This is a genomic window from Niabella beijingensis (assembly GCF_020034665.1).
Taxonomy (GTDB): Bacteria; Bacteroidota; Bacteroidia; order Chitinophagales; family Chitinophagaceae; genus Niabella; species Niabella beijingensis.
In genome coordinates this window covers 3,482,416-3,494,812 of record NZ_JAIQDI010000001.1, presented here as the reverse complement: position 1 = coordinate 3,494,812, position 12,397 = coordinate 3,482,416, and the positions used below count along the sequence as shown (strand labels likewise).

Annotated in this window: 12 protein-coding genes; 8 read left to right on the top strand and 4 right to left on the bottom strand. The window is 47.8% G+C overall.

Annotated features, from left to right (window positions below; genetic code table 11):
- Positions 1–189: 189 nt before the first annotated feature.
- The gene (locus tag K7B07_RS14690; RefSeq protein WP_223710852.1) at positions 190–1,062 is read right to left on the bottom strand and encodes a hypothetical protein; all 873 of its coding nucleotides are present in this window, start codon (positions 1,060–1,062) and stop codon (positions 190–192) included.
- A 63-nt stretch (positions 1,063–1,125) separates the two neighbouring features.
- Between K7B07_RS14690 and K7B07_RS14685 the strand changes: the two genes are divergently transcribed.
- From K7B07_RS14685 to K7B07_RS14660, 6 genes are all read left to right on the top strand, one after another.
- On the top strand, positions 1,126–1,458 hold the full coding sequence (locus tag K7B07_RS14685) for a hypothetical protein (RefSeq protein WP_223710850.1): 333 nt from the start codon (positions 1,126–1,128) through the stop codon (positions 1,456–1,458).
- A gap of 46 nt (positions 1,459–1,504) precedes the next feature.
- A complete protein-coding gene (locus tag K7B07_RS14680; RefSeq protein ID WP_223710848.1) occupies positions 1,505–2,035 on the top strand; it encodes an FKBP-type peptidyl-prolyl cis-trans isomerase in 531 nt (176 codons plus the stop codon).
- A gap of 13 nt (positions 2,036–2,048) precedes the next feature.
- Entirely contained in the window at positions 2,049–2,561 is a 513-nt protein-coding gene (locus K7B07_RS14675) for an FKBP-type peptidyl-prolyl cis-trans isomerase (RefSeq protein WP_223710846.1), read from the top strand.
- Positions 2,562–2,593: 32 nt separating this feature from the next.
- Complete coding sequence (locus K7B07_RS14670; protein ID WP_223710845.1) at positions 2,594–3,064, top strand: FKBP-type peptidyl-prolyl cis-trans isomerase; 471 nt, start codon at positions 2,594–2,596, stop codon at positions 3,062–3,064.
- 211 nt (positions 3,065–3,275) lie between these two features.
- Positions 3,276–3,767 carry an FKBP-type peptidyl-prolyl cis-trans isomerase gene (locus tag K7B07_RS14665; protein ID WP_223710843.1) on the top strand — a complete coding sequence of 164 codons (492 nt, stop codon included), beginning with the start codon at positions 3,276–3,278 and terminating at the stop codon, positions 3,765–3,767.
- 177 nt (positions 3,768–3,944) lie between these two features.
- Complete coding sequence (locus tag K7B07_RS14660; RefSeq protein ID WP_223710841.1) at positions 3,945–5,384, top strand: L-serine ammonia-lyase; 1,440 nt, start codon at positions 3,945–3,947, stop codon at positions 5,382–5,384.
- A 78-nt stretch (positions 5,385–5,462) separates the two neighbouring features.
- On the opposite strand, the gene rnhA is transcribed toward K7B07_RS14660, so the two are convergent.
- Positions 5,463–5,924: a ribonuclease HI gene (gene rnhA, locus K7B07_RS14655; protein ID WP_223710839.1), complete on the bottom strand. Its 462-nt coding sequence runs from the start codon at positions 5,922–5,924 to the stop codon at positions 5,463–5,465.
- A gap of 101 nt (positions 5,925–6,025) precedes the next feature.
- Here rnhA and K7B07_RS14650 point away from each other — a divergent pair, with 101 nt between their 5' ends.
- Positions 6,026–6,874: a DUF4846 domain-containing protein gene (locus K7B07_RS14650; RefSeq protein ID WP_223710838.1), complete on the top strand. Its 849-nt coding sequence runs from the start codon at positions 6,026–6,028 to the stop codon at positions 6,872–6,874.
- Positions 6,875–7,052: 178 nt separating this feature from the next.
- On the opposite strand, the gene K7B07_RS14645 is transcribed toward K7B07_RS14650, so the two are convergent.
- Entirely contained in the window at positions 7,053–7,466 is a 414-nt protein-coding gene (locus K7B07_RS14645; protein ID WP_223710836.1) for a hypothetical protein, read from the bottom strand.
- Between the two features lie 871 nt (positions 7,467–8,337).
- Here K7B07_RS14645 and K7B07_RS14640 point away from each other — a divergent pair.
- Entirely contained in the window at positions 8,338–8,772 is a 435-nt protein-coding gene (locus K7B07_RS14640) for a RidA family protein (RefSeq protein WP_223710834.1), read from the top strand.
- A gap of 284 nt (positions 8,773–9,056) precedes the next feature.
- On the opposite strand, the gene K7B07_RS14635 is transcribed toward K7B07_RS14640, so the two are convergent.
- On the bottom strand, positions 9,057–12,302 hold the full coding sequence (locus tag K7B07_RS14635) for a TonB-dependent receptor (RefSeq protein ID WP_223710833.1): 3,246 nt from the start codon (positions 12,300–12,302) through the stop codon (positions 9,057–9,059).
- Between the last annotated feature and the right edge of the window lie 95 nt (positions 12,303–12,397).

Below are 12,397 nucleotides of genomic sequence, written 5' to 3'. Positions count from 1 at the left end.
GGGGTTACAAAGAGAAACGGCGCGCTGCGCCTGTTTTTATTTGATAGATTATAAGGGATATGCCGACGTTTCAGCCGGGGCATTTTTATCCTGACGCATATGTTAACGAATCGGGATGTTTTGGAGGCCTGTGCTGAAACAAGCACCGGAAAGAATTTTCCGGTTGATATGAAACGACCGTCGACCTTATCAGTAACGGATGGTCACTTTTCTTCCGGAGATCGCGGTCAGTGAGTCCCGCACCCTGGCAGTGTCTGTAGCGGGTGTGTTCAGCCGCATAATGATCGCATAGCGCAGGGAATCCAATTGTTCCAGCTCCACCGGCCATTCTATTTTTTTCAGCTGATTGTAACGTTTGGAGGCACGTGGTTCTTTTGTGGTTTCCAGCACATAGGTGGTGGTGCCGGGAGTTGCCGTGGAAACAGGCACAGCAGTGCGCGCCGATGATGTATCACCACTGGCACCGGGTTTACCGGCGGTTCCTGTTGAGGGTTCGCCCGCGGTACTGTTTGATGTGCCCGTAGTATCACCAGCCTGCTGCCGTTCAGCAGGCTCGCCTGTTTTTGAATAGAACCATACTGTGGCTGCAATGGCAATAATGGCAAGGACGATAATGATAATCGCCGGCTTTTTTGATCTGACATTAACCGGTTTCTCTTCGATATAGGATTGCGGCACCGTGTTCCGCTCCGTGAACGGAACATCCTTTTTCTTCGGAGGCGGGGCCATTACAGTATTGGGGACAAAGTCATAGGTACCGTCTGTTTTTTTCAGCAGGGTACCGATTCCGTTAAACAGATAGGGCTTACCGGTATTTAAAAACCGCACAGCTTCATACAATTGCGAATTCAGGTCGGATACCGCCAGTACCTTCATCTTACCGGTTTCTGCTGAAATAAAATCCACCACCGAAGGCTCAAAATCCTCCACGGGCTGTTGTTCAAACCGGACAATTGTATTTTCTGGTCCGCCGCTGGTATCGGCATGAAAAACTCCGAGCCCAGGCAAGCTTAACTGCTTATGGGCGAACAGGTATTGGGCTAATAATGACGCTAGTTTCACAAACAATTAATTGAACTGCAATATAGGCAACATTTGTTACACTTACAAAACTGCCTGTTTTTCATGTACCTTTGGGTTGCCATGTATACGAAAGAAGAAGAGGCCTTTATCAAATACTGGGAAGCGAACCGGCTGAGGAAAAAGAGGTCATTAAAAAATTTTTTAATCAGTACGCCCCTGGGAATCTTGCTGATGGTAGGTATTTTTATAAATTTCTTCAGCGGATGGTACAAAAAAGCTGCCATGCAGGCCAATGCAGATCCGTCGCTTTTTTTAATTTTATTAATTGCCGGGATCATTATTGTTGCGTTTATCGGTATCTTTTCGTCTTATCACAAGTGGGATATCAATGAAAACCACTACAAAGCGTTGCTGGCCCGTAAAGACAAAAAATAACTACTTGATAGTCAATATTTATTAATTTAATTATTAAATCGAAAGAATGAAAAAAACGTTATTCGTCCCCATGATTGCTGTTGTTGCTGTTGTAACGGTACTTGCCTCGTGTATGAAAGATAAAGGACCTTCCTGTGTTCCGCTGACTACAGAACAAGACAAGCATGTCATTGATTCTTTTATTGCAGATAATGGGCTTAATTTAACCTATAAAGCCGATGCCGATTATGGTACCTTCTATTATATCGGTGTTACCGATCCCGGAACAGGAAGCACACCTACTTCAGATTCGCTGATCAGTTTCAAATATACATTGAGCCTAATGAATGGTACGGAGATCGGAACATCAGATACCATCAAACAAAAAAGTGACGGAAGTCCGATCAAATTAAGCGATCTGAAAAGTTATGAACTGGCAGCGCTTTCTTCTGTAAGAGAGAGTGGTAAAGCAAAGGTGATCCTTCCTTCCTCGCTTTATTTCTCCTGCACACCGCAGACCATCAACGGAAAGAATGTGCCGGGCAACTCCCAGCTGATCTACGAATATACCCTTACGGACGTAAAAAAGCCCAACTGATCCGGAACAGGATATGAAAAAAGGAATTTCAATTCTCTTTTTTATTGCAGCCCTGGCAGCCGGTTGTTCCAAATCGGGGGATAAATCGCCCTGTACCAACAAGCTGACGCTTGCCCAGGACCGGAAGATCATTGACTCCTTTCTCCTGGCGAATCAGCAGCAGAGGCAGTACACATTCGACAACCAGGCACAGGTGTATTATTTTGTTGAAGATGCGGGCAGCGGTACCACCCACCCCACCATCGATTCGCTGGTATCCTTTCGATATAAAGGCCGGCTGATGAACGGCACACTGGTGGATTCCCTCACCGTAAAAGATCCGCCAACGGCACCATTGAGGAATTTCAGTTCCGGCGTTTATGTGGTATATGCGCTCAGCAAAATTTCAAAAGGAGGAAAGATCCGCCTGGTCATACCGTCCTCCATCCAGTTTGGCTGTACCCCGGTGCAGGGCCTTAATAGGATACCGCCCAACTCCCAGCTGGTGTACGAATATGAACTGACGGATATGACACGCAATTATTAAAGTTCAAATAAAACAGTTCCCAAAATCTTAATATGAAAAAAATCATTGGCCTGGCTGCGATACTGGGCATACTTGTAACCGGCTGTCTGAAAAATGATGATGTAAAACCCTGCACACCTAAATCCGTGGAAAGCGAAAAAACTGCCATGGAAAAATATGCAACCGATAGCTCCATCAACGTTACCACGGATGCCACTGGCGTGATGTATGAAATCATCACGCCCGGAACCGGTGCCACACCTGCGGCCACCAGCAAGGTAACCGCCAAATATGTGGGCCGCTTTTTAAACGGCCAGCAGTTTGATGCATCGGCCCAGGGTGTGGAATTTCCGCTAAACGGGGTGATCTCCGGCTGGCAGATCGGCATTCCCAAGATCAAAGAAGGCGGCGTCATCAAGCTCATCGTGCCTTCCTCGCTGGCTTACGGATGTACCGGTTATTTAAGCATTCCGCCAGACCAGCCCCTTTATTTTTACGTAGAGCTGGTAAAAGTGACCAACTAAGGTCATTGATCCCGGCCCTTCAAAAGGAGGTCGCAAAAGTTATTAATGTCATGCTGTTCCGGCAGGATCCGGTAAGCATGACATTTTAATTTAAAACAACGCTGATACGGCCTCATTTATATTAACAACCGGCATTCAGCAGTTTACTGTAAATTGCAGCGTTTCCCGAAAGCGTTATCCCGGTTGGGATGGCGCATTAACACCTGATTGAATGAATAAAAAAGCATACGCGGGCATTGCCGTAATTCTTGGTCTGCTGCTGATCGGCTGCCTTAAAGAAGAAGAAGTTACCAGCTGTGAACCCAGGGATGTGATCAGTGATACGGCACAAATGAAAAAATATGCACGGGATAGTGCCATCACTATCGATACGAATACCAGCAACTGGATGATGTGGGAGATCATTGACCCCGGAGCCGGTCCGAAGCCGGAAGCATCCAGCCTGGTTACAGTTAAATATATGGGGCGCCTGCTGACCGGCAAGGGCTTCGATTCTACTTATGCCGCACATCCCGATGGCACAGAGCTGCGGCTCAGCCAGATCATTCCCGGCTGGCAGGAAGGCCTTGCCAAGATCAGGGAGGGTGGCCGCATCAAGCTGCTGCTTCCGTCAGCCCTGGCTTACGGCTGCGATCCGCGATACGGGGCACTCACCAATCAGCCCTTGTTTTTTGATATCGAATTGATCAAAGTGGCGCAGTAACGCACTGATAAATAATACCGGAGCGTAAAGGTCTTACGGCAGGCGAAAGAAAAGTCCTTGCAGCACAGTCCCGCTCTGACCGGTTCGTTACCATTAGCCTCCCCGTACCACTGCTTTTATTTTCTTAAACTTACAATCACCGGCTTTGTTGTAATTTCGATCATTAAAGATTGTTATATGCAATACGAGCCGATTTCGGTTTTTGATATGTTGAAGATCGGTGTAGGGCCCTCCAGCTCCCACACCCTTGGTCCCTGGCGGGCTGCAGAGCGGTTCCTGGCATTTTTAAAACAGCAGGGGCAGCTGGACCAGGTGGTGCGGCTGAAGGTGCTGCTCTATGGTTCCCTTGCCAAAACGGGTGTTGGCCACGGCACTGATATTGCTGTACAGCTTGGTCTCTGTGGCTATGACCCTGTGACCTTTGATGTGGAAAAGATCGACAGCACTATTGCAGACATAAGGGAAGCAAAACAACTGGTTCTTGGTGGCAGTCATCCTGTTGCCTTTGATCCCGAACAGGATATTGAATTCCTTTTTTCGGAAACCCTCCCCTATCACTCCAATGGGCTTACCTTCCTGGCAACGCTCGAAAACGGCAATAATATTGCAAAAACCTATTACTCCATCGGCGGCGGATTTGTAAAGGAAGAGGGAGAAGAAACAGTGCTCAACAATAATGTGCTGCTGCCTTTTCCGATTGATGATGCCGATGATCTCCTGCGCTGGTGCATCAAGACCGGGCTTCCCATCAGCGATATTGTAGCGGAGAATGAACAGGCCTGGCGCGGTGAAAAAGAGACCAGTGAGGGGCTTACCAAAATATGGGAGGCCATGCGCGACTGTATCTACCGCGGCTGTCATAAAACCGGTGTGCTGCCCGGCGGCTTAAATGTGCGGCGGCGTGCTGCTGCACTCAATAAAAAACTCATCGGCAATGCGTCCTATAACAGCTATGAAGAATGGATCGCGCTGATCCGCAACGGGGGCAGCAGCTTCCGTTATACGCTGGACTGGGTCAGCTGTTTTGCGCTGGCCGTCAACGAAGAAAATGCATCCTTCGGACGTGTGGTTACGGCCCCTACAAACGGGTCGGCCGGTGTAATACCTGCGGTGCTGCACTATTTTATCATTTTTTGTGCCGACGACCCGGAAGCCGGCAACCGCGAACGCATCCATAAATTTTTAATGACAGCAGCAGAGATCGGGAGCATCTTTAAAAAAGAATCCACCATATCGGCCGCCATGGGTGGTTGCCAGGCGGAGATCGGTGTTTCTTCTTCCATGGCTGCTGCGGCATTGACCGAAGGACTGGGCGGCTCACAAAAGCAGGCCATGATGGCTGCGGAAATTGCCATGGAACATCACCTGGGCATGACCTGCGATCCGATCGGCGGACTGGTGCAGGTACCCTGTATCGAGCGGAATACCATGGGAGCCATCAAGGCCATCACTGCTTCCCAGCTGGCATTGCAGAGTACACCCGACTTTGCCCGGGTATCGCTGGACGATGTGATCAAGACCATGTGGGACACGGCCCAGGATATGAACTTTAAATACAAGGAAACAGCTGACGGCGGGTTGGCAGTGCATGTACCGCTGAGTTTGCCGGAATGCTGAGATCAGAATTGAGACGTCAGATTTGAGATTTCAGCAGTCAGCTTTCAGCCACCCGTCCCGTTTCTCAAATCTCAATTCTCACCCCTCGTACCCTACGTCTTCCGCCAGGTTGCGCCCATCAGCCGCAGCAGTGGCCAGTTCATCGCAGCGATTGTTATAGGGGTTGTCTGCATGTCCCTTTACCCATACAAAACGGATCTGGTATTTCTTTGACAGCTGGTGGTATTGCATCCAGAGGTCTTTATTCTTCTTACCGCCTTTAAAATCGGTACGTACCCAGTTATTCAGCCAGCCTTTGGTAACGGAGTTCACTACATACTGACTGTCGGAATAAATGGTTACCGGCAGCTCGCTTGTTTTTAGTGTCTTTATCCCTTCAATTACGGCCATCAGTTCCATACGGTTATTGGTAGTGCGCTTAAAGCCGCCGGATAATTCCTTCACGTGTTTGCCGTACATCAGCAGCACACCATAACCACCGGGGCCGGGATTGCCGCGCGCCGCACCGTCTGTATAGATCGTAATTCCCTGGGATTGCATCGCGGACAAAGATAATGGTTGCCCTTTAATCTGTTTATGGAATTTAGCGCTGCACTACTCCTATCTCTAAAACATTTTCCTTATTTAAATGCACCATGCGCATGAAAATCACACCCCTGCTTCTGATCCTCGGCAGCTGGCTTTTTCCGGCCTGCGAATATGCAGCACCGGATGCCGCCGCAATAACAACAGTACCGTCTGCATTACCGGAGGAGGTCCTGCCCGCCACCATTTCGCGGATCCGTGTTCCGGAAGGTTTTACCCGCCATCAGCAACCGGCTGCTGCTTTTGCTACTTACCTGCAACAGCTGCCGCTAAAAAAAGACAAACAGGTACACCTTTTTAATGGCACATTAAAAGAGAACCAGCAGGCACAATACGCCGTACTGGATGTAAGCGTGGGCACGAAAGACCTGCAGCAATGCGCCGATGCGGTAATGCGGCTGCGTGCGGAATACCTGTTTGCTGCAAAACGGTTCAGTGAGATCCGGTTCAATGCCGGCGATGGCACCTGGATCCGGTACGACCGCTGGCTGAAAGGCACCCGTTACCGGCTCTCCGGGAGAAAGCTCATAGAAGTATCCGGCAGCCCCGTTACCAGTACCCATGCCACACTGCTGCAATACCTGGAAACCGTTTTTGCCTATTGTGGCACCGCCACACTACCCTCATCGCTTTATTCAAAGCCGCTGAAGGAGCTGCAACCCGGCGATGTGTTCTTAAAACCCGGCGCCCCCGGTCATGCTGTGATCGTTGTGGACATGGCCGAAAATAAAAAAGGTAAAAAAAGCTACCTGCTGGCACAGAGTTATATGCCGGCACAGGACATTCATATTCTTAAAAACCCAACTGATGAAGAAGGCGGTCCCTGGTATGCATTAACGGACGCCGCCGTTATCCAAACACCGGAATGGACCTTTTACAGCAACCAGTTATATGGATGGAAGTAGGTAAAATCAGCACCGGCTCATCATGGCATATCCAAAGCTCTCAGTTGCCACAACCTGTACCCCGCAAGACCATCCTGTGCAGCCACTTGCAGGTTGTATCAAATCTGCTCCCCGAAAAATCAAAACCGTTTTATACATTTGAGTCTCATACCCGCAATGAAAAAAGACCTGTCTCCCGTTAGTTGCGCATCCGCACATAGGTAACCACGCGGCCGTCGTATAAGCAGGGCGGCGTATAAATTGTAAGCGTATCCTTATCTACTTTAATAGCCTCATGGCTACCGCTTTCATATTCCAGCGCCCAATATTTTTGTCCCTTCGGCTCGCTGCAGTCAGCGGTTCGTCTTTCTATCTTGATTTTTTCTGTAGCAGTCATCTTGCCGTCAGTATACTGGCTAAGCACCCCCGTGCTCTTCAGTTCGATGTAGGTACCACTCCCCAGGTAGGTTTCTGGTAAGGATGAAGCTCCATGAGTTACAAAAGCCAGCAATCTCCAGCTGCCATAGAACCTTTCTGTACTCAGCTCCTCCTTTGTACAGGAAATAACAGCCAATGCCATCAGGCTTATAAACAGGAAATATATCTTTTTCATAAAGGCAGTTTCTTACATAAACGAGATAAGCGGGGCAAGCGCAACAGGTAACATGCCGGCAGGCAAACAAAGCGGCACTCTTTCATCCCGGTTATGCATTTATTTCCCCCGCCTGCTCCGCACTACTTTACCCCACCTCCCGGGTACCCCCGCGTACCTAAAACCCAAACGCACCAGGCTTTTACCTTAGCTTGCAAAGCAATTTGTTAAACTGTTGAAGCTTTTGCCTAAACGCACCCACCTGTGCAGGTGGGGGTACCCACCTTCTCTCTCTGGTCAGTTTAGGTTTTGTATACCCTTAACATAGAAAAAAGCTTCGCGCGCGAAGCTTTTAGGTGGGCCGGTTTAGCTTTTTGCTTCAACGGCTTAGGATTTTGATAAATTAGTTTAGGTATTAGGCACCTCCCCCCTGCTTTCAGGTGGGGGTACCTGGGTTTTACCCTGCCCGCTAAACCGTTGCTTTTATGCACCGTGCCCATGGCACTCCTGCGCTCCGTAGCATGTGGGTCCCCCCGGAATAAATTCCGGGAGTTAAAAAATCAATCAGGCCTATGGCCTTTACAAAAAATCCATTGCCCGGTCGCTGCCCTCAGCGAAGCGGTTCTATAGTTACCGGAACAAGATGAAAAAAATTGTTCCTCTCCCTGGCAGACGAAAGGCCTGTGTCGCGCAGGTCGCGCCCGGTTCCACATAACAGGGCATGCCCATAAAAAAACTGAGCCTATGGATAAATAACTTTCTGGCGCAGGCCTCCCGACCGGTAACCAGCAGAAAGCATAGTTACCTGGAAATACTGTTCACTTTTGCATTTTTCACTATCTCTCATACGCATTGACTATTTTTACTGAAACCTTATTTAAATTAAACAGCTATGCGATATTTCATCCTATTATTCTTTCTTTTAGTCTTTTGCAAAGCGTTTTCACAAGAAGCAAAAATTGAAAAAGAAAAATGGCATTGGAACAATAAGGCAAAACAAGATACAGTTGCTGGCTATACTCAAGTTCTAAAAGTTGACAATGTTCTCTACATTTCAGGTGCAGTAACAAATGATATAACGCCTGAAGGCATCACTTCTGTTTATAAGGCTTTAAAAGCTTCGCTATCCAGCTATGGAGCGACATTTGAAAATGTGGTAAAAGAGAATTTATATACAACAGACATTGAGGCAATGAAAAAATATAATAATATAAGAAAGGAATTTTACAAGGGCGACTTCCCGGCAGCAACTTGGGTACAAATCGAGCGACTATATATGCCGAAAGCAAAATTAGAAGTTGAACTGATCGCACATTTGCCAAAATAATTTGAAAAATTATCGCAATAAATAATTCTCTTGCGCAGGCCTCCCGGCCGGCGCAGCAGCATTACTGAGCTTCTCACTAATTGCAGCAAGAGTATAATTGTATAGCAGTAATAAATAATTCCGGCTTAATAAATGGCCCAGGTAACAGGCACAACCTAAAACATATGAACAAGCTAATCTATGCAGTGCATCGTATGGCTGCGCTGCCTGGAGTTCCCAATACCTCCTGAAAAGCAAAAAACCGCCCGGAGGCGGTTTTGACAATTTTAGTATTGGTAGTTGCATTAAAAGATATAACGGATACCCAGCTGCATGTTCCAGGTGCTGCCAAAGTTATTGGCCTTGCTGTATACCGTTTTAGGACTGGTTGGATTATAAGTATACTTACCGCTGCTTACCCCAAGGATACCCTGGTCGGAGAAACCTCCATAGTTATAAGTATACCTGTTACCCCATCCATCGTTGAACATGTTCAACAGGTTCTGAATATCCACGCTGATCTGGAAGGTATGCTTGCGATTGCCGATGGTAGGCCGGATGTCTTGAAGGAACCGCAGATCCAGCTGGTTTACCCATGGTAATAATGCATCAAAACGATCCACATATTCTCCCTTACGGTTTTTCAGTTGTTTATCATTTTCAACAAAAGACCAGAAAGCGTCTGCCTGTTCTTCAGGAGTATAAGTGGCAGTTACATCTCCAGCAGCATTCTTAACCTGCAGTGTTGTAAACTGCTGTTCCAGTCCGTTTCTTGATTCAGGTATAAAGAACAGGTCGTTGGTGGCACCATCTCCATTGATATCGCCGCCATACCGGTACAGGTAGCGTTGCTGGGAAGCACCAGAGTAAAACAGGGTAATCGTGCTGGCCAGGTTTTTATTGGCATACTCAAACCGGTAAGATGCATAGGCGTTTACCCGATGCGGAATATTGTAGGCGGAATAACCCAGCTCCGGTGCATTGGGATTGGCAATGATCGCGTTCTGGGTCCAGGAGCTCTGGGAGCGGTCCCCATTGTTGGGAGAAATATCCTTTGCATTGGCGTAGGTATAAGCCACAGAAGCCTGCCAGTTTTTAGAGAACCTGCGCGCCAGTGCTGCCGTAAGCGCAAATGAAGAGCCTTTGGAAGTATTGTCCATTACAAACACCTGATCTACTTTGGTAGTATAGTACTTGTTATAGGTATTCCGGTCATCACCGCCAAAACCGGTACGCGGTCCTTTTACATCACCCAGGTTGGCATTGTAATGATAAACAGCATTAATGGTTTTAGAGAAAATCCCTTCGATAGAAGCGGTATATCCATCGCCAAAGCTTTTATCAATGGCCAGGTTGCTTCTCCATACCTGGGGTATTTTAAAATCAGGAGAAGTTACACTGTAATAAGCACCCTGGACGATCCCCAAATTGGAGGGCAGGGTCTGAGGCACATGCGCTGTACGGTTGGGATCAAATAGATAGTCGTTCATATTGGCATTGGAAGGGGTATATGTTGCCGTAGTATTCAGCACCCCATTGTCAGACGACTGGTTTACCAGCCATACAAACGGGATCCTTCCGGTAAAGATGCCGGTTCCGCCTCTAACCACCCAGCTCCGGTCGTCTCCGGCAGTATAGGTAAAGCCTACACGGGGAGATACCAACAGCCTTGCTTTGGGCCAGACACCCACATCTGCGCGGAATTCCTGGCCCGAAGGATCACGCAGTGGAATGGCATATAAAGAGTCGTTAGACACTTTGTCGCCGGGATAGAACGGAAGATCAAACCGCACCCCGTAGGTCAGTTTCAGACGATCGTTCACGGTATAATTATCCTGTAAATACAGGCCCAACTGACCAAATTTGGCCTTAGCTGCCTCTACAGCTGCACGGTCTGTATTGCTGTAGGTAATAGCAAAAACGGTGGGCGCTTTATTATCCATAAAATCCTGCATGGAAGCATAGCGGTAATAGCTTTGTCCGCCGAAGTTGGCAAACGAGTTTTCGAACGACATATAATCAAAGCTGGCGCCCGCCAGGATGTTGTGCTGCCCCAGGTTCCAGGTAAGGTTATCCGCAATGTTTATGGTATTGTTCTTTACATAGTTCTGATAGGAATAGATCTCAGAACCAAAACTCATCAGCACATTGTTGGCATCCCGCATAATGTCCACAAAAGGAAACTGTGAGCCAGGTGTGGCGCGGAAATCGTGGATCTTGGTAAAGGAAGCCAGGAACTGGTTGGAAACCGAACTGCTGAATTTGCTGTTCAGCTCACCTACCAGTGAGTATACATTATTATTTTGTGTGTAATTGGCATTGGAGAAGTTTAAACCACCCGATGGTCCCCCGACACGGCCGTTGGAGATACGCGGGTTGGGTCCGCTGCTGGTATTGGTCAATACATCATCAGAGGTTTCTGCCTGGTTATACCGGATCGAGAACCGGTGATAGTCGTTAATATTCCAGTCGATGCGACCCAGGAATTTGGTATTCTTGGTATTAAAATCGTAACCGGAGAACCCGCCGGGGTCGTAACCGTATTTCGATTTAAGAAAATCGCTCATCTTCACCATATCCGATTCCAGTACATTGGGTACAGCATTTGGACTCTTGTCACCTGCTTGCTTTGAAGGTACCCAGCTTTGGCCGGGGTTGAGTTTCTTTTCATATTCCCCGTTCACAAAGAAGAATAGTTTGTTCTTAATAATAGGACCACCCACGCTGGCGCCGAAAACATTTGAAGAAGATTTCAGCACAGAAGGCATTTCAAAACCATCGATCTTTTTCCCGTTAAAACTCTGGTTTCTGTAAAAATCGTAAACCGTTGCATAAAATTCATTGGTACCGCGACGGGTCACCGCGTTCACACCGGCTCCGGTAAAGCCCGCCTGGCGTACATCATACGGCGCCAGGTTTACCTGTACCTGGTCGATCGCGTCGATAGAGATCGGCTGCGAAGCACCACCGGGAAGCGGGTTGCTACCCAATCCAAAGTTATTATTGAATACAGAGCCATCCACAGTAATATTGTTAAACCGGTTACTCATTCCCAAAAAGCTTCCGCCATTCGCCTGGGGAGAGAGCTTGGTCACATCCATCAGGCTCCGGTTGATATTGGGAAGATTGGTGATCTGTGTTCTGGAAATATTGGTGGCGGCACCAATACGCTGGTTGCGTGCGGCGCCGGATACAATTATTTCAGACAGCTGCTGTGCCACAGTGCTCATGTTCACCGTTGCCTGGTAAACATCGCCGAGGGGGATGGAGATATCAGATAAGGTATAGGTTTCATAGCCCACATTGGACACTTCAAGGGTATAAGGTCCGCCGGGGTTGATATTCTGAATATTGAATACACCGCCAGTTTTGGATGTAGTGCTGTATACAGTACCCGTTGGTGTATGGGTTAATACCACCGTTGCGCCAGCGAGGGCTTCCCCGTTCTGTCCTTTTACAGTTCCGGAGGCTCCACTCGTTGTTACCTGCGCATGCAGACCGGCCACGGAAAGCAATACCACAGCCAAAACAAGATAAATTTTCTTAAACATAAATTTTGGGATTAAGTGATTTCAAGGGGCAAAGAAACATAATAAACTTTAACATTTGGACCCCAAATGTTAACAAATTGTAACCAGTCTCTTAA

Bases quoted from the DNA above. Each gene is read 5' to 3' on its own strand.
- K7B07_RS14685 (WP_223710850.1), top strand. From the start codon at position 1,126: ATGTACCTTTGGGTTGCCATGTATACGAAAGAAGAAGAGGCCTTTATC.
- K7B07_RS14680 (WP_223710848.1), top strand. From the start codon at position 1,505: ATGAAAAAAACGTTATTCGTCCCCATGATTGCTGTTGTTGCTGTTGTA.
- K7B07_RS14675 (WP_223710846.1), top strand. From the start codon at position 2,049: ATGAAAAAAGGAATTTCAATTCTCTTTTTTATTGCAGCCCTGGCAGCC.
- K7B07_RS14670 (WP_223710845.1), top strand. From the start codon at position 2,594: ATGAAAAAAATCATTGGCCTGGCTGCGATACTGGGCATACTTGTAACC.
- K7B07_RS14665 (WP_223710843.1), top strand. From the start codon at position 3,276: ATGAATAAAAAAGCATACGCGGGCATTGCCGTAATTCTTGGTCTGCTG.
- K7B07_RS14660 (WP_223710841.1), top strand. From the start codon at position 3,945: ATGCAATACGAGCCGATTTCGGTTTTTGATATGTTGAAGATCGGTGTA.
- rnhA (WP_223710839.1), bottom strand. From the start codon at position 5,924: ATGCAATCCCAGGGAATTACGATCTATACAGACGGTGCGGCGCGCGGC.
- K7B07_RS14650 (WP_223710838.1), top strand. From the start codon at position 6,026: ATGAAAATCACACCCCTGCTTCTGATCCTCGGCAGCTGGCTTTTTCCG.
- K7B07_RS14645 (WP_223710836.1), bottom strand. From the start codon at position 7,466: ATGAAAAAGATATATTTCCTGTTTATAAGCCTGATGGCATTGGCTGTT.
- K7B07_RS14640 (WP_223710834.1), top strand. From the start codon at position 8,338: ATGCGATATTTCATCCTATTATTCTTTCTTTTAGTCTTTTGCAAAGCG.
- K7B07_RS14635 (WP_223710833.1), bottom strand. From the start codon at position 12,302: ATGTTTAAGAAAATTTATCTTGTTTTGGCTGTGGTATTGCTTTCCGTG.